The sequence below is a fragment of the Azospirillum tabaci genome (assembly GCF_014596085.1).
Classification (GTDB): domain Bacteria; phylum Pseudomonadota; class Alphaproteobacteria; order Azospirillales; family Azospirillaceae; genus Azospirillum; species Azospirillum tabaci.
Genome location: NZ_JACCJY010000015.1, coordinates 36,749 through 57,737 on the forward strand (window position 1 = coordinate 36,749; position 20,989 = coordinate 57,737).

Sequence of the window (20,989 nt, forward strand, 5' to 3'; positions counted from 1 at the left end):
GTCGAGAAGCGGACCCATGCCCAAGCGCACTGATATCAAATCCATCTGCATCATCGGCGCGGGGCCGATCGTCATCGGCCAGGCTTGCGAGTTCGATTACTCCGGCGTCCAGGCGTGCAAGGCGCTGCGCGAGGAAGGCTTCCGCGTCATCCTGGTCAACTCCAACCCGGCCACCATCATGACCGATCCGGGTCTGGCCGACGCCACCTACATCGAGCCGATCACCCCGGCCGTGGTGGCGAAGATCCTGGAGAAGGAGCGTCCCGACGCCCTGCTGCCGACCATGGGCGGCCAGACCGCGCTGAACACCGCCATGGCCCTGTCCGACGACGGCACGCTGGAGCGGCTGGGCGTGGAGATGATCGGCGCCAAGCGCGACGTCATCGCCAAGGCCGAGGACCGCATCCTGTTCCGCGACGCCATGGACAAGCTGGGTCTGGAATCGCCGCGCTCGCGCCTCGTGCGCAACATGCAGGAGGCGACCGAGGCGCTGGAGTTCGTCGGCCTGCCCGCGATCATCCGCCCCAGCTTCACGCTGGCCGGCACCGGCGGCGGCATCGCCTACAACCGCGCCGAGTTCGAGGACATCGTGCGCGGCGGCCTGCGCGCCAGCCCGGTCGGCGAGGTGCTGATCGAGGAATCGGTGCTGGGCTGGAAGGAGTATGAGATGGAGGTCGTCCGCGACAAGGCGGACAACTGCATCATCGTCTGCGCCATCGAGAACATCGACCCGATGGGCGTGCACACCGGCGATTCGATCACCGTCGCCCCGTCGCTGACGCTGACGGACAAGGAATACCAGATCATGCGCAACGCCTCGATCGCGGTGCTGCGCGAGATCGGGGTGGAGACCGGCGGTTCTAACGTCCAGTTCGCGGTGAACCCGGCGAACGGCCGCCTGATCGTCATCGAGATGAACCCGCGCGTGTCGCGCTCCTCCGCGCTGGCCTCCAAGGCCACCGGCTTCCCGATCGCCAAGATCGCCGCGAAGCTGGCCATCGGCTACACGCTGGACGAGCTGACCAACGACATCACCGGCACCACCCCGGCCAGCTTCGAGCCGACGATCGACTACGTCGTCACCAAGATGCCGCGCTTCACCTTCGAGAAGTTCGCCGGCACCGAGCCGCTGCTGACCACCTCGATGAAGTCGGTGGGCGAGGCGATGTCGATCGGCCGCACCTTCCAGGAGTCGGTGCAGAAGGCGCTGCGCTCCATGGAGACCGGCCTGACCGGCTTCAACGAGGTGCGCATCGGCGACAGCGACACGCCGGACGCCGCCGCCATCCGCGGCGCGCTGGCCCGTCCGACGCCGGACCGCCTGCTGGTCATCGCCCAGGCCTTCCGCCACGGCTTCACCGTTGCCGAGGTCCAGCAGGTCTCCAAGTACGACCCGTGGTTCCTGGAGCAGATCAAGGCCATCGTGGACCGCGAGCAGGCGATCCGCAGCGGCGGCCTGCCGACCGACAAGGCCGGCTGGCAGTCGCTGAAGCAGATGGGCTTCTCCGACGCGCGCCTGGCCGAATTGGCCGGCAAGAGCGAGAGCGAGGTCGCCGAGGCCCGCCGCGCCGCCGGGGTCACGCCGGTCTTCAAGCGCATCGACACCTGCGCCGCCGAGTTCGCCTCGCGCACGCCCTACATGTACTCGACCTACGAGACGGACGGCACGGGTGCCGCCGAGTGCGAATCGGACCCGACCGAGAAGAAGAAGGTCGTCATCCTGGGCGGCGGGCCGAACCGCATCGGCCAGGGCATCGAGTTCGACTATTGCTGCGTCCACGCCGTCTACGCCCTGCGCGAGGCCGGCATCGAGACCATCATGGTCAACTGCAACCCGGAGACGGTGTCCACCGACTACGACACCGCCGACCGCCTGTATTTCGAGCCGCTGACCGCCGAGGACGTGATCGAACTGGTCCGCGTCGAGCAGCGCAAGGGCACGGTTCTGGGCTGCATCGTGCAGTTCGGCGGCCAGACCCCGCTGAAGCTCGCCGACGCGCTGGAGAAGGCCGGCATCCCGATCCTCGGCACCTCGCCGGACGCCATCGACCTCGCCGAGGACCGTGAGCGCTTCCAGAAGCTGCTGCACCAGCTCAACCTGCTCCAGCCGGCCAACGGTCTCGCCCGGTCGCTGGAGGAGGCGGAGACGGTCGCCGCCCGGATCGGCTTCCCCGTGGTCATCCGCCCGTCCTACGTGCTGGGCGGCCGCGCCATGGAGATCGTCCACGACATGGCCGGGCTCCAGCGCTACATGGGCACCGCCGTGAAGGTGTCGGGCAAGAACCCGGTGCTGATCGACAGCTACCTGCAGGACGCCATCGAGGTGGACGTGGACGTGGTGGCCGACGCCGCCGGCCAAGTCTACATCGCCGGCATCATGGAGCACATCGAGGAGGCCGGCATCCATTCCGGCGACTCGGCCTGCGCCCTGCCGCCCTACTCGCTGCCCGCCGAGACGATCGCCGAGATCGGCCGCCAGGGCGAGGCGCTGGCCCGCGCCCTGCATGTCGTCGGCCTGATGAACGTCCAGTTCGCGGTCAAGGACGGCACGGTCTACATCCTGGAGGTCAACCCGCGCGCCAGCCGCACGGTGCCCTTCGTCGCCAAGGCCACCGGCACCGCCATCGCCAAGATCGCCGCCCGCGTCATGGCCGGGGAAAAGCTGGCCGACTTCACGCTGAACGGCCCGACCCCGCCGCACACCGCCGTCAAGGAGGCCGTGTTCCCCTTCGCCCGCTTCCCCGGCGTCGACATCGTGCTCGGCCCGGAGATGAAGTCGACGGGTGAGGTGATGGGCCTCGACCACAACTTCGCGCTGGCCTTCGCCAAGTCGCAGCTCGGCGCCGGCGTCACCCTGCCGGTCCAGGGCACCGTCTTCATCTCGGTGAAGGAGCGGGACAAGCCGTCGGCCGTGCAGATCGGGCAGAAGCTGCACGGCATGGGCTTCCGCCTGCTGGCCACCACCGGCACCGCGGCGGCGCTGCGCCAGGCCGGCGTCCCGGCGGAGTCGATCAACAAGGTGGTGGAAGGCCAGCCGCACATCGTCGACGCGATGATCAACGGCGAGGTGCATCTGGTCATCAACACCACGGAAGGCGCGCAGGCCCTGTCCGACAGCTTCAGCCTGCGGCGCACGGCGCTGACCTACAACCTGCCTTACTACACCACCATGGCCGGTGCACGCGCGGCGGTGGAAGCGATTGCCGCACTCCGGAACGGCAGCCTTGAAGTCGCGCCGTTGCAGTCGTACCTTAGCGGTTCCTATTAGGACGGTTTACGGCGCGGCGGACCTCCTCCGCCGCGCCGTAGCTTTCCCAGGGCGCTGCGTCGGCATGGTGATGGATTGAACGATGGAAAAAGTTCCAATGACTGCGGCGGGATACAACCGCCTGCAAGAGGAGTTGAAGCACCTCAAGGCTGTCGAACGGCCCAACGTCATCAAGGCGATCGCCGAGGCGCGTGAGCACGGGGACCTGTCGGAAAACGCCGAATACACCGCCGCGCGTGAACGTCAGAGCTTCATCGAGGGCCGCGTCGCGGAGCTGGAGGACAAGATCAGCCGCGCCGAGGTCATCGACCCGACGAAGCTGTCGGGCAATTCGGTGAAGTTCGGCGCCACCGTCACCCTGGCGGACGAGGACACCGACGAAGAGATCACCTACCAGATCGTCGGACAGGACGAGAGCGACATCAAGAACGGCATGCTATCCATCCAGGCGCCCTTGGCCCGCGCGCTGATCAACAAGTCGGTCGGCGACAGCGTGGAGGTCTCCACCCCCGGCGGCTCCAAGGTCTACGAGATCGTCACCGTCGCCTTCAAGTAAGCGCGGGTTCAAGTTCAGGGGCCGGTTCGGAAGACACGGCCCCGCCACCGACCGCGAGCCGAAACGAAACGCCCCGCACCGCCATCCCGTGCGGGGGGTGTCGTTTCTTCCCTCGGCCGCTTTTCACCCCCGGTCCTGCGCCCTTATCCCCGCAACCGCTCCGCCAGGAAGGCGCTGACCCGTTCGATGGCGTCCTTGCGGGCGGACTCGTCGGTGCCGACCGTCGCCTCGCCCGCCGGGGCGGTCGCGAGATTGCGGCGCTTGCGCAGCGGCGAATGAGGGGAATCGAAGCCGTGATGGGCGTCGGGGTAGACCACCACCTCGGTGCGCTCCTTCACCGGCTCACGGCTCGCCAGCTCCAGGCAGCGCTCCGCCGGGGCCCATTCGTCCTTGCCGCCCAGCAGCATCAGCAGCGGGCCTTCCGGTTGCCAGTCGGCGTCCATCAGCGGAGTCCGGCAGCCGGGATAGAAGGCGATGGCGGCACGGAACCCGTTCCCCTGCCCGCCCGGCCCATAGGCGGCCAGCACTGTGCCCGCCCCTTGCGACCAACCCATCAGGGCGATCCGGTCGCTGTCCACGTCGCTGCGCGCGCGCAGATAGGCCAGCGCCGCCCAGGCATCGCGCTTGCGCTCCTCCGTCGCCCGGACGGGGCGATCCTTGACCGTGCAGACCTCCGCCACGCCGCGCGGGCCGAAGCTGTCCACCATCAGCACCGCATAACCCTGCTCGCGCAACGTCAGCGCCCAGTCGATGTGCCGGGCCGACACGCGCCCGGTCTTCGCGTAGAGGCCGCTGCAGCCATGCAGAAGGACGACCGTGGGATAGGGGCCGTCGGCTCTGGGGCGCAGGAAACGCCCGGTCAGTGGCGTCGGCGCGCCGCTGGTCAGGTCGGCGTCGAGCGAGGGGAAGCGGACGATCTCCTCCGCATGGACCCCCGGCGTGGCCGCCAGCACCGGTGGGGAGCCGAGCAGAGGCGGCATGGCCAGCGCGGCGGCGAGCGCCAGCGCGGGCAAGCCGGCACGAAGGCGTGCGGCGCGCGGCGGAAGGATACGGCGGCGGGGTGAGGCCATCATCGTCTCCCGGTCACGGACAAGATCGGCGGAATCGGTGTCGCACGAGTTTAGCAGCTTCGCCATGGAAAGCATCGCACGTGCGAAGACGGGCAGAAATCCATTTTCGGAAAGGCTTGGCGTCACAAGATTGCGCGAGGGCCGCATGTCCGAAACGCAAACAGCCGGCGCCACAACCCACGCGCTGGGTGCGGTGCCGGCTGTCCGGGAAAGGCTTTCGTCGGGTGCGGAGCCGCGTCAGCGGCGCGCCACACGGGTCGAGGACTCGTCCTCGTCCTCCTCGTCGTCATCCTCCAGCGAGTCGGGGATGTCCGGCGAATCGACGTCGATCGGCACACCGGGCGTGTGCTTCGACGTGCGGATCGACAGCGCCGACTTGACGTGCGACACGTTGGGCGCCGCCGTCAGCTTCGTGGTCAGGAAGCGCTGGTAGTCATCCCAGTCCTCCGCCACGATCTTCAGCAGGAAATCGTACTCGCCGGCCAGCATGTTGCACTCACGCACCATGGGCCAGGAGTTGACGAGTTCCTCGAATTTCTTTAGGTCCACTTCAGCTTGGCTGGACAGGCCGACCTGGGCGAACACGGTGACACCGAACCCGAGCGCGTCGGGATTGATGTCGGCGTGATAGCCGCGGATGAAGCCCGCCTCTTCCAAGGCGCGGACACGCCGCAAACACGGAGGGGCAGAGATGCCGGCGCGCCTCGCGAGTTCTACGTTGGTCATCCGGCCGTCATTTTGCAGGTCGCGCAAAATCCGCCGGTCAATTCGGTCGAGTTTGACCCGCCGCATGGTTTACTCGGTAGCTCCGGGGGTGATCTGAAGAAAGGATATTACACGGCGAAGCCATCCACGCCAAGCAAGAAACCCATACCGGCATCGGTGGAAAAACTTTCCATCGATGCATCCAGCCCCGACGCTCACCCAGGCGCGACAACCAGCCGCACCCCAAACCATTCGTGTGACGATGCAGTCCTCCCTTTCCGGTTCCCTTAGCTGTTGGGTCGTGTCGGACGGCAAGCCCGGCATGGAAAACCAGTGCATCGGCCTTGCCGAAGCGCTGGGCCTCACCCCCGTCGTGAAACGCGTGCGGCTGCGCAGCCCCTGGAGGCAGCTCAGCCCGTTCCTGCGGCTGGGCAACCGCTTCGCCGCCGGGCCGGAGGGCGATCCCATCCGCGCGCCCTGGCCCGACCTGATGATCGGGTCGGGTCGCCAAGCCATCGCGCCGCTGCTGGCCGCCCGCAAGCAGTCGCGCGGTCGGACCTTCACCGTCTACATCCAGGACCCGCAGATCAACCCGCGTCATTTCGGCCTCGTCGTGGTGCCCCGCCACGACCGGCTGCGCGGCCCCAACGTCATGGCCACCCGCGGCGCCCTGCACCGCGTGACGCCCAAGCTGCTGGCGGAGGCCGCGCAACGCCACGCTCCCCGGCTCGCCGACCTGCCGCACCCGCGCGTCGCCGTTCTGATCGGCGGCACCAACGGCGTCTACGCCCTGACCCCGACCATCATGGGCGATGTCGCGGAAAAGCTGTCGGAACTGGCCCGCGGCAACGGCGCCGGGCTGATGGTCACCCCGTCGCGCCGCACCGGCGCCGACAACGAGGCGATCCTGCGCGCCCGCCTGAACGGCCTGCCGGCGGAGGTGTGGGACGGCACGGGGGAAAACCCCTATTTCGCCTATCTCGGCTTGGCCGATGCGGTGGTGGTGACCTGCGACAGCGTGTCCATGACCTCGGAAGCCTGCTCCACCGGCAAGCCGGTCTATGTGATCGAGCTGGAGGGCGGCTCGCCCAAGTTCCGCAGCTTCCACGAAGAACTTTACAAGGAAGGCATCACCCGGCCCTTCACCGGCGCTTTGGAACACTGGACTTACCAGACGTTGGACGACACCCGGCAAGTCGCCGAGGAGTTGCGCCATCGTCTTCTGGCTCACCGCGCCAAGCACGGCGCCTGAGGTTCAGAGAACGCCGCGCTCCGCGATGCTGCGACGCATCGTCGTTTGCTTGCGCTGACTGGGGGAGAATCCCGCCAAGGGGTTCATGAACGCCAATTCATTTAGCGCGTGTCCCGGCGCATGGTAATTCGCCTTATCGCCGGGACGCATTTGGATCCTTTCGCATGGTTTCGCCTGACGCGGTCCAGGATGCCTTCATCCGCTGCCTGGACGACGCCCCGATCAAGGATGCCCCCTATCGCCATTGGCTGTTGTCGCGCGCGCTTCCAGACGAGGCCGCGGACGGCATCGCCGCCCTGCCCTGGGCGCCGCCGCCGGGCGGCGACACCATGGGCAAGCGCGACACCAACAACGCCACCCGCAGCCACTTCTGTGCCCGTAGCCGCGCCGAGCACGCGGTCTGCGGCGCGGTCGCCACGGCCTTCCAAGGGCGGGCGGTGACAAAGGCGATCCAGCGGACCTGCGGCGTCGATCTGGCCGGCACCTCGCTGCGCATCGAATATTGCCAGGACACCGACGGCTTCTGGCTGGAGCCGCACACGGACATCGGCGTCAAGAAGTTCACGATGCTGATCTATCTCTCCAAGGGGCCGGACTGCGCCGACTGGGGCACCGACGTGCTGGACGCCACCCGCACCGTCGTCACCCGCGCGCCCTACGCCTTCAACGGGGGATTGGTCTTCGTTCCCGCGACGAACACTTGGCACGGCTTCGCGCCTCGCCCGATCCGCGGCGTGCGCAAATCGATCATCGTGAACTATGTCGGCCCGGAATGGCGCGCCCGCCACGAGCTGGCCTTCCCCGACACGCCCGTGGCCTGAGTTGCTGCCGTCTGAGTTGCTGCCGTCTGAGTTGCCGCCATCTGAGTTGCCGTCTGGAGACCGCCTCATGTCCATGCCCACCTCCATGCTGGATCTGGACCGTTTCCACGCCACCCCGCTGCGGCACGACCCGTTTGACTTCCTCTGCGTTCCCGGCTTCGTGAAGCGGGAGCATCTGGAGGCGCTGCACCGCGACTACCCCAAGGTGGACAAGCCCGGCTCCATCCCCCTGGGCGTCTTTCCGCAGGGCCCGGCCTTCGACGCCCTGATCGAGGAGTTGCGCGGTGAGGCGGTCTGCCGTGCCTTTTCGGAGAAGTTCGGGCTGGACCTGTCGCGCTACCCCACCATGTTCACCGCCCGCGGCATGTGCCGGGCGACCGACGGCAAGATCCACCCCGATTCGGCCAGCAAGATCGTCACCGTCCTGATCTACATGAACCCGCCCTGGGAGGCCGCGAGCGGGCGCCTGCGCGTGCTGCGCAGCCCGAACCTGGAGGATTACGCCGCCGAGGTGCCGCCGGACGAGGGCACGCTGCTGTGCTTCCGCCGCTCCGACACCTCCTGGCATGGCCACCATTCCTTCGAGGGCCGGCGCCGCGCGGTTCAGATGAATTGGGTCCGCAACAGCGTCTACATCTGGCACGAGCAGTGGCGCCACCGCGTCGGCGCCTGGCTGAAGAACCGCAAGGTCGCGGCGCCGGCCCGCTGGTGAGGGGCATTCCTCGGGCGGTCGGGGTGAAACATCGTCCCCATGATGGGCCGGCATGGCAGGCTTTCCGATGACAGCGCGCCGGAACTGGACCATATGTTCGGCGCGGCCCTATGGTCCGCGTCAGACCAGATCGTGACGGACAGAGCGATGCCCAGCACCCACCACACCAAGGTTCTCATCATCGGCGCCGGCCCTGCCGGCTACACCGCGGCCATCTACGCGGCGCGCGCCAACCTGCAGCCGCTGATGGTGCAGGGCATGCAGCCGGGCGGCCAGCTCATGATCACCACCGACGTCGAGAATTATCCCGGCTTCGCCGACCCCATCCAGGGGCCGTGGCTGATGGAGCAGATGCAGAAGCAGGCGGAGCATGTCGGGACCAAGATGGTCTTCGACCTGATCACCGACGTCGACTTCAGCCAGCGCCCCTTCGTCTGCAAGGGCGACTCGGGTGATACCTACACCGCCGACAGCGTCATCATCGCGACCGGCGCGCAGGCGCGCTGGCTGGGCATCTCCAGCGAGGAGATCTACCGCGGCTTCGGCGTGTCGGCCTGCGCCACCTGCGACGGCTTCTTCTTCCGCGGCAAGGAGATCGCGGTGATCGGCGGCGGCAACTCCGCGGTGGAGGAGGCGCTGTACCTCACCAACCACGCCTCCAAGGTGACGGTCATCCACCGCCGCGACAGCTTCCGCGCCGAGCGGATCATGCAGGACCGGCTGTTCCGCAACCCCAAGATCGAGGTGGTCTGGGACAGCGTCGTCGAGGAGATCGTCGGCGAGGGCGACGGCTCCCTGGGCAACCCACGCGGCGTCACCGGCGTGCGCGTGAAGAACGTGAAGTCGGGCGAGGAGCGGGTGATCCCGGTGGCCGGCGTCTTCGTCGCCATCGGCCATGTGCCCGCCACCGCCGTCTTCCAGGGCAAGGTGGAGACCGACTCCGAGGGCTACATCGTCACCGCCCCCGATTCGACGGCCACCAACGTGCCGGGCGTCTTCGCCGCGGGCGACGTGAAGGACAAGATCTACCGGCAGGCCGTCACCGCCGCCGGCATGGGCTGCATGGCCGCCCTGGAGGCCGAGCGCTGGCTGGCCCACCACGAGGGCGAGCCGAGCCCGGCGGGCAACTGGTAAGCCGTTGGCGGGGGCCGGGCGACCGGCCCCCCATCCCGCCCCGGTTGGTCAGCGTCGGTTCATCATCCCATCGACGCTGAACCGCCCGGCCCCGGCGGCGATCAACGCAAGGAAGCCGCCGATGATGGCGAGGTTCTTCATGAACTGGATGCGCTGCATCCCCTGCGCCTCCGGCGGGTAGGCCCAGTAGCGGTGGGCGATCAGCGTCGCCATGATGGTGAAGAGGACCACCGCCGCCGCGGCCAGCCGCGTCCAGGCCCCCAGCACCACGGCCAGACCCCCGAAGCACTCCACCGCACCGCCCAGCGCGGCCAGCAGCATCGGCATGGGCAGCCCCTGTCCAGCCAGATTCCCGGCGAATCCGCCGAGGTTCATCAGCTTGCCGAAGCCGCTCTCCACGAAGATCGCCCCGATCAGCAGCCTTGCGGCCAGCAGCAGGAGATCCTGCCCGCCCGTCGCCGCCCGGTCCGCTCCCCGCGCTCTGTCGTAATTGTAGGAGGCCATGGCGCCCTCTCCCGCGTCCATCGGACATCCCTGGAGAACGCGCGCCGCCACCCGGTTGTTTCCCCTTGTTGTTTTGTTTGGCCCAAAAAGGACGGGGCGCCGCCCCGAAGGACGGCGCCCCATCGAATCGCGGGCCGCTGGACGGTGCCGACTACTCCAGCATGGAGCGCAGCATCCAGGCGGTCTTCTCGTGGATCTGCAGGCGCTGGGTCAGCAGGTCGGCGGTCGGCTGGTCGTTGGCCTCCTCGGCGGTCGGGAAGACCTTCCGGGCGGTGCGGGCGACGGCCTCGTGCCCCTCGACGAGCTGGCGCAGCATCTCCTGCGCGTTCGGAACGCCCTGCTCCTCCTTGATCGAGGCGAGCTTGGTGAACTGAGAGAAGCTGCCCGGCGCCGGATAGCCGAGCGCGCGGATGCGCTCCGCCACCTCGTCCAGGGCGGTCCACAGCTCCGTGTACTGGGTCATGAACATGGTGTGGAGCGTGTTGAACATCGGCCCCGTGACGTTCCAGTGGAAGGAATGCGTCTTCAGATACAGGGCGAAGGTGTCGGCGAGCACGTTGTTCAGGCCTTCGGCAATGGCCTTGCGGTCGGCTTCCGCGATCCCGATGTCGATCTGCATGGTTTCTCAATCCTCCGAGGGGTTGTCTTCCATTCTGGGCTGCAATCGAGGCTACGCCCCGCCGTATCCCAGGTAAAGTCCCTACTTTAGAAAGTTTCTAAAAAGCAGCCCTGCGCAACCCGCATGCCCCGGCATGCCGTGAAGGCCACTCCGACAAGCTTGGGCGCGCCCGGCACGGGTCAAGATGTGCGCCGCAACAGCATCCGTATCAAGCGTCCCGAAGGTCCGGCGCCGCGGCGTCAATGGTACACACCGACGTAGGCGACCAGATCCTGGCCCGGCACGCGCTTCACGAAGGTCGTTTTCGGCTCGATCCGGTTGCTGGCCGGGTTCAGCCAGCGATACTCCACCCAGCCTTCGCCCGAGTCCCGCGCCACCGACAGGATGTCGCGGACGATGTCGTGCCCGTCCGGGTCCTTCACGTTGATCACGCTCATCCCGACCCCGGCGGGCCGGGGCGGATAGACCTTCCACACGCCGGCGAAGTCGATGACGGTGACGTAGAGCGCGCCGTGCCGGAACTCGCCATCGCGGTTGAACGCCGCCGCCGCCGCCTCCAGCCCCTGGGCGGCGACCAGATCCGCCGCCTTCAGCGCGATGGCGCGGACCTGCTCCCGCTCCGGGTCGCCGGGCTGGGCGCGGACGCCCGCGGGATGGACCGTCGCGACCAGAAGGGCCGTCAGCAAAACCCATAAGACGCGGAGCGGCGGCGTTCGGACGAAGGTGCTCATGGCAAATCCCCCGGACCGGCCAATGCGGGAACGTCATGCGGAACAGGGCGCCGATCGGTTCGCCCACTGTCGAAAGAAAGTCGGCCTCCGGCAATCCGCAATCCTGCGGCCTATTGCCGCAAAGTTCCGCGCGCGCCACACTGTCCTAAACGTCCGGAACCACGAAGGCCCGCCCAGCCTCCGCCGATCGATCGGCCCCATCCAACGGAGCGCGCCGGCCCGGACTGCAATTGGGAGGAGCATCGCATGCGCATCGCAATCATGGGGGCGGGCGCGGTCGGCGGCTATTTCGGCGCGCGCCTCGCCGCCGTCCGCGGAGCCGAGGTGCATTTCATCGCCCGCGGCCGGCATCTGGAGGCCATCCGCCGCGGCGGCCTGCGGATCGAGAGCGAGGCCGCCCCCCTGCATTTGACCGACGTCCGCGCGACCGACGACCCGGCGGAGGTCGGGCCGGTGGACCTCGTGCTGTTCGCCGTCAAGCTGTGGGACACCGACCGCGCGGCGGAGGCCTGCCGGCCCCTGGTGAAGCCGGGCACCGTGGTCGTCACCGTGCAGAACGGCGTCACCGGCATGGACACGCTGTGCCAGATCCTGGGGCGGGAGCATGTGGCGGGTGGAGTCGCCCACATCGGCGCCACCATCGCCGCCCCCGGCGTGATCCGCCACACCGGGACGCTGGCCCGCCTGACCTACGGGGAGCTGGACGGGCGCCCCTCCCCCCGGCTGACCGCCTTCCACGCGCTGGCCGAGGCGGCCGGGTTCGAGGCGGTGCTGTCCGCGGCGATCCTGCGCGCGCAGTGGGAGAAGTTCGCCTTCCTGGCGCCCTTCAGCGGGGTCACCGCCCTGACCCGCCAGCCCGCCGGGGTGATCCGCCGCGTTCCGGAAAGCCGCGCCCTGTTCCTGGACGCGGTGGCCGAGGTCGCGCGGCTCGCCCGCGCCCGCGACATCGATCTGGGCACCGGCATCGTCGCCCGCGTCGAGGCGCTGCTGGACGGCCTGCCGCCCGCCATGACCTCCTCCATGCTGAACGACCTGACGCGCGGCGGACGGCTGGAACTGCCCTGGCTGTCCGGGGCGGTGGTGCAGCTGGGGTCGGAGCTGGGGGTGCCGACGCCCGTCCACCGGGTGATCGCGGCGGCCCTGGCGCCCTACGCCGACGGACCGCCCTAAGGAATGACACCCCAGCGGGGGCGGCGTGACGTCATGCCGCCCCTTTTTTCCATCGACAGGTCCCCCGCCACGGGTGGACCATAACCTTGAAAAGGCACTGTTTTTAAAGCACCGGACCAGTCCGGCACCCTGTCAGGGCCATGCGCGCCGCCGGTGCTTCCGGCCACAGCGTCCCACCCGGCCCACCCAGGCCACCCGGCGTTCCGGCCGATGCCCACACGGGAAGACGCCATACGGGAGGTGTGCATGCCCCATACACAGATCCAGACGGCCCGCTGCGCTGCGCTGGTCGGCCCTTATCTCAGCGGCAAGACATCGCTTCTGGAAAGCCTGCTGTCCGCCGCCGGGGCGACCACGCGCAAGGGCAGCGTCCGCGACGGCAACGCGGTCGGCGACAGCTCCCCCGAGGCCAAGGCCCGGCAGATGAGCGTCGAGGTCAACGTCGCCTCCTTCGAGTTCCTGGGCGAGCGCTGGAGCGTGCTCGACTGCCCCGGCTCGGTGGAGCTGGCCTGCGAGACGCAGAGCGCCCTGATGGTGGCGGACGTCGCGGTGATCGTGGCGGAGGCGGCGCCGGAAAAGGCCGTGCTGCTCGCCCCCCTGTTCAAGTTCCTCGACGACAACCGCATCCCCCACCTGCTGTTCATCAACAAGGTGGACAGTCTGGGCGACCTGCGGGTGCGCGACGTGGTGCAGGCCTATCAGGCGGTGTCGGCGCGCAAGCTGGTGCTGCGCGAGGTGCCGATCCGCGAGGGCGGGAAGATCACCGGCTTCGTCGATCTGGTCAGCGAGCGCGCCTGGCACTTCAACCCGCACAAGCCGTCCAACCTCGTCCAGATCCCCGACAGCCTGAAGGACCGCGAGCACGAGGCGCGGCAGGAGATGCTGGAGGCGGTGGCCGACTATGACGACGCGCTTCTGGAAAAGCTGCTGGAGGACGTCGCCCCCGACACGCAGGAGGTCTACGACCGGCTGGCCAGCGAGCTGGCCGACGACCTGATCGTTCCGGTCTTCTTCGGCTCGGCGGAGAACGACAACGGCATCCGCCGCCTGCTGAAGGCGCTGCGCCACGAGGGACCCGACGTCGCCACCACGGCGGAGCGCGCCGGCATCCCCGCCGAAGCCACGGTGGCCGCCCAGGTCTTCAAGACGCTGAACGGCTCCCACGCCGGCAAGATCAGCCTCGCGCGGGTCTGGCGCGGCACGGTCAACGACGGCATGACGCTCGGCGGGGAACGGGTGTCCGGCGTCTTCCGCATGATGGGCCACAACCAGGAGAAGCTGTCGCAGGCGGTGGCGGGCGAGGTGGTGGCGCTCGGCCGGCTCGACAAGGCGGCGACCGGCGACCTGCTGACCGACAAGGGCAACGCCGGCCGGTCGGCGCCGTGGCCGGAGCTGCCGCCCCCCGTCTTCGGCCTCGCCCTGCACGCCCAGAACCGCAACGACGAGGTGAAGCTGACCGCGGCAATCCAGAAGCTGGTCGAGGAGGACCCGTCGCTGAAGCTGGAGCAGTCCACCGACACCGGCGAGCTGGTGCTGTGGGGCCAGGGCGACATCCATCTCCAGATCGCCATGGACCGGCTGCGCAACAAGTTCAACGTCACGGTCAAGGGCGTGCCGCCGCAGGTGCCCTACCGCGAGTCGATCCGCAAGGGCACCTCCCACCACGCCCGCTACAAGCGGCAGACCGGTGGCCACGGCCAGTTCGCCGACATCCATGTGGAGGTCAAGCCGCTGCCCCGCGGCGCCGGCTTCCAGTTCGAGGACGGCATCGTCGGCGGCGTCGTGCCGCGCCAGTTCATCCCGGCGGTGGAAACCGGTGTCCGCGACTATGCGGTGCGCGGGCCGCTGGGCTTCCCCGTGGTGGATTTCGCGGTGAGGCTGACCGGCGGCCAGTTCCACGCGGTGGACAGCTCCGAAATGGCCTTCAAGACGGTGGCGCGGCAGGCGATGACCGAGGCGCTTCCGGCCTGCGAGCCGGTGCTGCTGGAGCCGATCCTGACCGTCTCCATCGCCGTGCCCAGCGACTTCACCTCGAAGGTGCAGCGGCTGGTCAGCGGGCGGCGCGGGCAGATCCTCGGCTACGACGCGCGCCCCGGCTGGCAGGGCTGGGACGAGGTGAAGGCCTATCTGCCGCAGGCCGAGATGCACGACCTGATCGTCGAGCTGCGCTCGCTGTCGCTCGGCGTCGGCACCTTCACCTGGAGCTTCGAACGGCTGCAGGAATTGACCGGCAAGGCCGCCGACAAGGCGGTGGAGATCCGCAAGGAGACGCTGGCCGCGCAGTAGATCCTCGAATTCCCTCTCCCGCCCCTGTCCGGGAGCGGGAGAGGGGGCTCGTTTCCGGTCCAAATCGGTCGATTCACCCTGTCCATGGCCCTTCTGCATCCCCACGTGTCGTCCGATTCATTCAATCGACCGCACACGAAAGGAACAGCGCGCCATGGATGCTCACAGGCAACCCGCCGGCCGGCGCCCGGCAGCCTTCATCCCGAATTTCACGAGCAACGAGGCGCCGGGCGGCATCCTGCTGATGGTCGCCGCGGCGCTGGCTCTGGTGGTCGCGAACTCCCCCCTGTCCACCGCCTATTTCGACACGCTGCACACCCACGTCCTGGGACTCAGCATCGGCCATTGGATCAACGACGGGCTGATGGCGATCTTCTTCCTGCTGGTCGGGCTGGAGATCAAGCGGGAGATGCTGGACGGCCAGCTGTCCACATGGTCGTGCCGGATCCTGCCGGGCGTCGCGGCGGCGGGCGGCATGCTGGTGCCGGCGCTGGTCTATCTCGCCTTCAACAGCGGCAATCCGGCCACGGTCAACGGCTGGGCGATCCCGGCGGCGACCGACATAGCTTTCGCGCTCGGCGTGCTGTCGCTGCTTGGGCCGCGCGTTCCCGTCTCGCTCAAGATTTTCCTGACGGCTCTGGCGATCATCGACGATCTCGGTGCGGTCATCATCATCGCCCTGTTCTACACCGCCGACCTGTCCCTGCCCGCGCTCGGCGTGGCGGCGCTGATCCTGGCGGCGCTGATCGGCCTGAACCGGTTCGGCGTGCGCAGCCTCCTTCCCTATCTCGTCCTCGGCGTGGGCTTGTGGGGCGCGGTTCTGCTGTCGGGCGTGCACGCGACGCTGGCCGGCGTGACCCTGGCTCTGGCCATCCCGCTGCGCCCCGCCTCCGGCGAGGCGGCGGATCCGCATGCGCCGCTGCTCCGGCTGGAGCACGGCATCCACCCCTGGGTCGCCTTCCTGATCGTGCCGGTCTTCGGCTTTGCCAACGCGGGCGTGTCCTTCGCCGGGATGGACGCCTCGATCCTCACCGGCTCGCTGCCGCTGGGCATCGCGCTCGGCCTGTTCCTCGGCAAGATGGTCGGCGTGTTCGGGACCGCCTGGCTGACCATCCGGCTCGGCTTCGCCGTCATGCCGGCCGGCGCCAGCACCGCGCAGCTCTACGGCGTCGCCCTGCTGTGCGGCATCGGCTTCACCATGAGCCTGTTCATCGGCGCGCTGGCCTTCCCGACCTCGCCGGAGTTGGGCGACGCGGTGAAGGTGGGCGTCTTCGCCGGGTCGATCCTGTCCGCGACGGCGGGCGCCCTGGTTCTGCGGCTGGTGTCGGCCAAGGACGCCGCGCCCGCCCTGCACGCCGCGGGAGCCGACCGCGGCGCGTAAGACAGCGGCGCACACACGAAAAGAGGGGGCCTTCCGGCCCCCTCTTCTGTTTCCACCGGTCGCAGCCGCCGAGGGTCAGTCCCTCAGATTGCCGCAGGCGCGCTGGATGCGCTTGCAGGCCTCTTCCAGGGCCTCGGTGCTGGTGGCGTAGGAGATGCGGAAGTGCGGGGCGAGGCCGAAGGCCGAACCCTGGACGACCGCCACACCTTCCGACTCCAGCAGGTAGGTGACGAAATCCTCGTCGGTCTCGATCACCTTGCCGTCCGGCGTCGTCTTGCCGATGGTGCCGGCGCAGGACGGGTAGACGTAGAAGGCGCCTTCCGGCTTCGGGCAGGAGATGCCCTTGGCCTGGTTCAGCATCGACACCACCAGATCGCGGCGCTGGGCGAACACCGCCGCGCGTTCCGCGATGAAGTCCTGCGGGCCGTTCAGCGCCTCGACGGCGGCGGCCTGGGCGATCGATGTCGGGTTGGAGGTCGACTGGCTCTGGATCACGCCCATCGCCTTGATCAGCGCCTTCGGGCCGCCGGCGTAGCCGATGCGCCAGCCGGTCATGGCGTAGGACTTCGACACGCCGTTGACGGTCAGCGTGCGGTCGTACAGCGCCGGCTCGACCTGGGCGGGGGTCACGAACTCGATGCCGTCGTAGAGCAGATGCTCATACATGTCGTCGGTCATCACCCAGACCTGCGGGTGCTTCACCAGCACATCGGTCAGGGCCTTCATCTCGTCGCGCGTGTAGGCGGCACCCGACGGGTTGGACGGGGAATTCAGGATCAGCCACTTGGTCTTCGGCGTGATCGCCTTCTCCAGGTCGGCGGGCTGCAGCTTGAAGCCCTGCTCGGCCGGGCAGGAGACGAAGACCGGCGTGCCTTCCGCCAGTTCCACCATGTCCGGGTAGGACACCCAGTAGGGGGCCGGGATGATGACCTCGTCGCCGGGGTTCAGCGTCGCCATCAGGGCGTTGTACAGCACCTGCTTGCCGCCGACGCCGACCGTGATCTGGTCGGGCGCGTAGGTCAGGCCGTTCTCGCGCTCGAACTTGGCGCAGATGGCCTTCTTCAGCGCGGGCGTGCCGTCCACGGCGGTGTACTTGGTGTCGCCGGCCTGGATGGCCTTGATGGCGGCGTCCTTGATGTTGTCGGGGGTGTCGAAGTCCGGCTCGCCGGCGCCGAGGCCGATGACGTCGCGACCGGCCGCCGCAAGCTCGCGGGCTTTCTGGGTGACGGCGATGGTCGGCGAGGGCTTGATGCGCGACAGACGGGACGCGATGATCGACATGGCGTACTGGCCCCTATGACGAAGGTGGCGGAAGGTTGGGGTGAGAACTTGGTATGACCGCGCGAACGCGACGCGGGACCTTACTTCCGCCTTATTGCTCTTGCAAGCCGATCACTCCCCGAGCGGGGCGGTTTCCCGGCAGACGGACGCACCGTTCGGCGCAGAAGCCGGATGCTGCACCGCACAGGCCCGGCTTGACAGCCCGCGCCGCGGACGGGGTATCGTACCTCTTTCTAATCAAACCCATCATCCGGAGGATCTGCATGCTCACCCGCGTCACGCTGGCCGCCACGGCCGCCCTGCTCCTCGTCGGCGGCACGGCGGTGGCCCAGGATTCGATCAAGGCGCGCAAGGACGGTTTCCAGACCAGCAAGAACGCGATGGCCGAGATCAAGGACCTGCTGGGGAGCGACAAGGTCGCCCAGGTCGGCCCGGCGGCCCAGCGCATGAGCGCCTTCGCCGCCCAGATCCCCACCCTCTTCCCGGCGGGCAGCGACAAGGGCGACACCAAGGCCAAGGCCGACATCTGGGCGAACAACGCCGACTTCACCGCCAAGGCCCAGGCCTACGAGGCGGCCGCCAAGGGGCTGGAAGCCGCCGCGGCGTCCGGCGACAAGGCCGCCACCGCCAAGCAGTTCGCCGCCGTGGGCGGCGCCTGCAAGGCCTGCCACGAGCGCTACCGCGCCGACTGATCCGGCCGGTTCGCCAACGCGTCCTTCCCCGCCGGCTGCGGGGAAGGACCTTGCGGCGAGCCTCAGCCCGCCTGCACCACCGCCGCCACCAGCCCGGCCGCCGCGGCCAGCACCGCCAGGGCCAGAGTGGCCGGACGGCGCTTCGGCGATTCGACCGGCGCATCCGCCGGGATCGCCTTCCGCCCCGTGACCATCGGGCGGATCAGATTGTCCCGCTTGACCAGCAGATAGGCCAGCACGGCCAGCACATGCACGCCGATCAGGATCAGGATTCCGTCGGCCAGGACGCGGTGCAGCGTGCTGAAGCCGGCCACCACACCCCCCGACGCCAGCGCCACCAGCGGCCCGTCCACCAGGATGTCGTCGGAAGTGAAGAGGCCGGCCACCGCCTGGAGCGTCAGTGCCCCCAGCAGCGCCAACACCATCAGCCCGCCCATCGGGTTGTGCCCGACGACCGGCGCGGGCTCCTTGCCGCCACGCCCGGCGCGGAGCATCCCGCAGGCGTAGGCGAGAATGGCCCGCGGCCCCTTCACGAAATGGCTGAAGCGCGCCGTCTGGCTGCCGATCAGCCCCCAGACGAACCGGAACAGCAGGAGCGCCAGGATCGCCTCCCCCGCCAGCATGTGGATGGTCATGCGATCGGTCTTGGCGGAGACGACCGCGACCGTCACCAGAAGGACCAAGCCCCAATGAAACAGGCGTGTCGGCAAGTCCCAGACCGCCACCTCGCGCCGGGCCTTCGTCCGATTTGTGGTATTACCAGCAACCATGAATCACCCCTCGCTTCGTCTGTTCTTCCTTAGACTATGCCCCAAGGCGGTGCCTTTTGCCCGCCTTTCGGAAAAAAAGCGACAATCAGGGGGAAGAGCGGCGTGACAGCACTGTCATTGCACTTGAAGAGGCGGGCCGACGACGGATATGACGTACTCAAAAATCCAGCCCAACCCCATCCCACCCCCGTCCAATCAAGGATGCCCGCGTCATGCCCGACAAGCAGCTTCTCCACCTCGTCTTCGGCGGCGAACTCGTCCGCCCCGATTCCGATCAGTTCGTCGACCCGACGAAGGTCCACATCGTGGGCATCTTCCCCAACTACGACGAGGCCTACAAGGCGTGGCGCGGCGCCACCGGGATGACCATCGACGACGCCCACACGCGTTACTTCATCGTGCATCTGCACCGGCTGCTCGATCCGTCGGCGGACGGGCACAAGCACGGTTGACGGACGGCCGCAACCGGCGGCGCGGGGAACCCTCCGCACCGCCGGTGCGTTGAGGACCCCCGATGGCGGTCTTCTTCACCAGCGACACGCATTTCGGCCACGCCGGCGCGCTCAGCCGCTTCCGCCGCCCCTTCGCGTCGGTCACAGAGATGGACGAGGCCATGGCGGCCAACTGGAACGCCACGGTCGCCCCGGACGACGAGGTGTGGCACCTCGGCGACTTCGCCCTGCACCGCAAGCCGGACGTTATGGCGGCGCTCCTGGAGCGCCTGCACGGCACCAAGCACCTGATCACCGGCAACAACGACGGCGCCGCCACCCTGGCGTTGTCCGGCTGGGCGAGCGTCCAGCCCTACACGGAGCTTCTGCTGGGCGAGCGGCGGCTGGTGCTGTGTCATTATGCCTTCCGCACCTGGAACGGCATGTACAAGGGCGCCTTGAACCTGCACGGCCACAGCCATGGCCAGTTGAAGGGCATGCCCCGGCAATTCGACGTCGGCGTGGATGTGTGGGACTTCCGCCCGGTCACCGTCGACGAGATCCTTGCCTCACGGCAACGGACGAAGAAACGGGAATAGTCCACCCGACACCCGCTGCGGCCTTCTGCAAGGAAAGGCCGACGCACCAGGAATGACGTGGATGGCATGTGATGAAATGGGCTGAGCCGGCTTGCCTAACCCGAAAGCACGATCTGACGAACCCGCGGATTCCATTGATGGTGCCGTCCCGGCGATGAGGCGCTACAGTTCGCGTCCGGCCGGGCCGCCGGGCAGCAAGGGACCCCGGGAGCGGTGATGGAAGCGTCATTGTGGATCGTCGCGCTGGGCGCAGCCGTGGCCGGGTTCGTCCAAGGCCTGTCGGGGTTCGCCTTCGGGATGGTGGCCATGTCCTTCTGGGCCTGGGGCCTCGACACTCGGACCGCCGCCGTCCTGACGGTGTTCGGTGCCCTGACCGGGCAGATGATCGCCGGCCTGTCGATGCGGCGCGCGGTGCGTCTTTCCGGCCTGCTGCCGCTGCTGGCCGGCGGGCTGGCCGGAATCCCGTTGGGGGTCGCCATCCTGCCCTACTTGGACGCCCGGCTGTTCAAGCTGGGGGTCGGAACCATGCTGGCGGTTTGGTGCCCGATCATGCTGCTGTCCCGGCATCTGCCCACCCTGGCGCCGAGCCCGCGCGCTGCGGTGGCGGCGGATGCGGCGGTCGGGCTGGCCGGTGGCGTCATGGGCGGCCTCGGCGGCTTCACCGGAGTCGTGCCGGCCCTGTGGTACAGTTTGCGGCCTCTGGACAAGGACGGCCGCCGCGCCGCCATCCAAACCTTCAACCTCGTCACGCTCGGCGCCACCATGGCGGCCTACACGGCGTCCGGAACGGTGACGGCGGAGATGCTTCCCCTGTTCGCCGTGGTCGCACCGTCCATGCTGCTGCCCATTCTGCTTGGCGGGCGGGTCTATATCGGCATCAGCGAGGCGGACTTCCGGCGGATCGTTCTGGCCCTTCTGACCGCGTCGGGCATCGCCATGCTGGCGGCGGCCCTGCCGTCCGTGCTGCCGCCGTCCGCAAGCTGATCGTTGGATACACGGCGGCGGCA

General features: G+C 68.5%; 20 protein-coding genes. 13 read left to right on the forward strand and 7 right to left on the reverse strand.

Going from position 1 to position 20,989, the window contains the following annotated elements; genetic code table 11:
• Positions 1-16 precede the first annotated feature (16 nt).
• A complete protein-coding gene (gene carB, locus H0B54_RS14810; RefSeq protein ID WP_188260965.1) occupies positions 17-3,268 on the forward strand; it encodes a carbamoyl-phosphate synthase large subunit in 3,252 nt (1,083 codons plus the stop codon).
• Between the two features lie 82 nt (positions 3,269-3,350).
• On the forward strand, positions 3,351-3,824 hold the full coding sequence (greA, locus tag H0B54_RS14815) for a transcription elongation factor GreA (protein ID WP_094303127.1): 474 nt from the start codon (positions 3,351-3,353) through the stop codon (positions 3,822-3,824).
• 143 nt (positions 3,825-3,967) lie between these two features.
• Here greA and H0B54_RS14820 read toward each other — a convergent pair whose 3' ends face one another.
• Together H0B54_RS14820 and H0B54_RS14825 are read right to left on the reverse strand one after the other, a co-directional pair.
• Positions 3,968-4,960 carry a dienelactone hydrolase family protein gene (locus H0B54_RS14820; RefSeq protein ID WP_246472533.1) on the reverse strand — a complete coding sequence of 331 codons (993 nt, stop codon included), beginning with the start codon at positions 4,958-4,960 and terminating at the stop codon, positions 3,968-3,970.
• Positions 4,961-5,131: 171 nt separating this feature from the next.
• Positions 5,132-5,686, reverse strand: a complete 555-nt coding sequence (locus H0B54_RS14825) for an Lrp/AsnC family transcriptional regulator (protein ID WP_137139969.1) — start codon at positions 5,684-5,686, stop codon at positions 5,132-5,134.
• Between the two features lie 235 nt (positions 5,687-5,921).
• Between H0B54_RS14825 and H0B54_RS14830 the strand changes: the two genes are divergently transcribed.
• The 4 genes from H0B54_RS14830 to trxB all read left to right on the forward strand — a co-directional run bounded on the left by H0B54_RS14830 (position 5,922) and on the right by trxB (position 9,518).
• Positions 5,922-6,851, forward strand: coding sequence for a mitochondrial fission ELM1 family protein (locus H0B54_RS14830; protein WP_246472534.1), 930 nt, complete (start codon positions 5,922-5,924; stop codon positions 6,849-6,851).
• A gap of 164 nt (positions 6,852-7,015) precedes the next feature.
• A complete protein-coding gene (locus tag H0B54_RS14835) occupies positions 7,016-7,672 on the forward strand; it encodes a 2OG-Fe(II) oxygenase (RefSeq protein ID WP_188260967.1) in 657 nt (218 codons plus the stop codon).
• A gap of 67 nt (positions 7,673-7,739) precedes the next feature.
• Positions 7,740-8,384, forward strand: a complete 645-nt coding sequence (locus H0B54_RS14840) for a 2OG-Fe(II) oxygenase (protein WP_188260968.1) — start codon at positions 7,740-7,742, stop codon at positions 8,382-8,384.
• Positions 8,385-8,531: 147 nt separating this feature from the next.
• The gene (gene trxB / locus H0B54_RS14845; protein WP_035675595.1) at positions 8,532-9,518 is read left to right on the forward strand and encodes a thioredoxin-disulfide reductase; all 987 of its coding nucleotides are present in this window, start codon (positions 8,532-8,534) and stop codon (positions 9,516-9,518) included.
• Positions 9,519-9,566: 48 nt separating this feature from the next.
• On the opposite strand, the gene H0B54_RS14850 is transcribed toward trxB, so the two are convergent.
• The 3 genes from H0B54_RS14850 to H0B54_RS14860 form a co-directional block, all read right to left on the reverse strand.
• The gene (locus tag H0B54_RS14850; RefSeq protein ID WP_246472535.1) at positions 9,567-10,043 is read right to left on the reverse strand and encodes a DoxX family protein; all 477 of its coding nucleotides are present in this window, start codon (positions 10,041-10,043) and stop codon (positions 9,567-9,569) included.
• A gap of 130 nt (positions 10,044-10,173) precedes the next feature.
• A complete protein-coding gene (locus H0B54_RS14855; RefSeq protein WP_035675596.1) occupies positions 10,174-10,641 on the reverse strand; it encodes a Dps family protein in 468 nt (155 codons plus the stop codon).
• A gap of 239 nt (positions 10,642-10,880) precedes the next feature.
• On the reverse strand, positions 10,881-11,372 hold the full coding sequence (locus H0B54_RS14860) for a cache domain-containing protein (protein WP_188260969.1): 492 nt from the start codon (positions 11,370-11,372) through the stop codon (positions 10,881-10,883).
• Positions 11,373-11,618: 246 nt separating this feature from the next.
• Between H0B54_RS14860 and H0B54_RS14865 the strand changes: the two genes are divergently transcribed.
• The 3 genes from H0B54_RS14865 (at position 11,619) to nhaA (ending at position 16,209) form a co-directional block, all read left to right on the forward strand.
• Positions 11,619-12,542, forward strand: coding sequence for a ketopantoate reductase family protein (locus tag H0B54_RS14865; RefSeq protein ID WP_188260970.1), 924 nt, complete (start codon positions 11,619-11,621; stop codon positions 12,540-12,542).
• 246 nt (positions 12,543-12,788) lie between these two features.
• Positions 12,789-14,828 carry an elongation factor G gene (locus H0B54_RS14870; RefSeq protein ID WP_188260971.1) on the forward strand — a complete coding sequence of 680 codons (2,040 nt, stop codon included), beginning with the start codon at positions 12,789-12,791 and terminating at the stop codon, positions 14,826-14,828.
• A 154-nt stretch (positions 14,829-14,982) separates the two neighbouring features.
• Positions 14,983-16,209: a Na+/H+ antiporter NhaA gene (gene nhaA, locus H0B54_RS14875; RefSeq protein WP_188260972.1), complete on the forward strand. Its 1,227-nt coding sequence runs from the start codon at positions 14,983-14,985 to the stop codon at positions 16,207-16,209.
• 75 nt (positions 16,210-16,284) lie between these two features.
• Here the strand turns inward: nhaA and H0B54_RS14880 are convergent, their stop codons facing one another.
• A complete protein-coding gene (locus H0B54_RS14880; protein ID WP_094303117.1) occupies positions 16,285-17,490 on the reverse strand; it encodes a pyridoxal phosphate-dependent aminotransferase in 1,206 nt (401 codons plus the stop codon).
• 263 nt (positions 17,491-17,753) lie between these two features.
• Between H0B54_RS14880 and H0B54_RS14885 the strand changes: the two genes are divergently transcribed.
• Positions 17,754-18,182 carry a c-type cytochrome gene (locus H0B54_RS14885; RefSeq protein WP_137115668.1) on the forward strand — a complete coding sequence of 143 codons (429 nt, stop codon included), beginning with the start codon at positions 17,754-17,756 and terminating at the stop codon, positions 18,180-18,182.
• Between the two features lie 62 nt (positions 18,183-18,244).
• Here the strand turns inward: H0B54_RS14885 and H0B54_RS14890 are convergent, their stop codons facing one another.
• Entirely contained in the window at positions 18,245-18,952 is a 708-nt protein-coding gene (locus H0B54_RS14890; RefSeq protein WP_188260973.1) for a cytochrome b/b6 domain-containing protein, read from the reverse strand.
• A gap of 212 nt (positions 18,953-19,164) precedes the next feature.
• On the opposite strand from H0B54_RS14890, the gene H0B54_RS14895 reads away from it, so the two are divergent.
• The 3 genes from H0B54_RS14895 to H0B54_RS14905 all read left to right on the forward strand — a co-directional run bounded on the left by H0B54_RS14895 (position 19,165) and on the right by H0B54_RS14905 (position 20,966).
• Complete coding sequence (locus tag H0B54_RS14895; protein ID WP_014241380.1) at positions 19,165-19,404, forward strand: DUF4170 domain-containing protein; 240 nt, start codon at positions 19,165-19,167, stop codon at positions 19,402-19,404.
• Between the two features lie 62 nt (positions 19,405-19,466).
• Entirely contained in the window at positions 19,467-19,982 is a 516-nt protein-coding gene (locus H0B54_RS14900; protein ID WP_188260974.1) for a metallophosphoesterase family protein, read from the forward strand.
• 216 nt (positions 19,983-20,198) lie between these two features.
• Positions 20,199-20,966, forward strand: a complete 768-nt coding sequence (locus H0B54_RS14905) for a sulfite exporter TauE/SafE family protein (protein ID WP_188260975.1) — start codon at positions 20,199-20,201, stop codon at positions 20,964-20,966.
• Positions 20,967-20,989 lie beyond the last annotated feature (23 nt).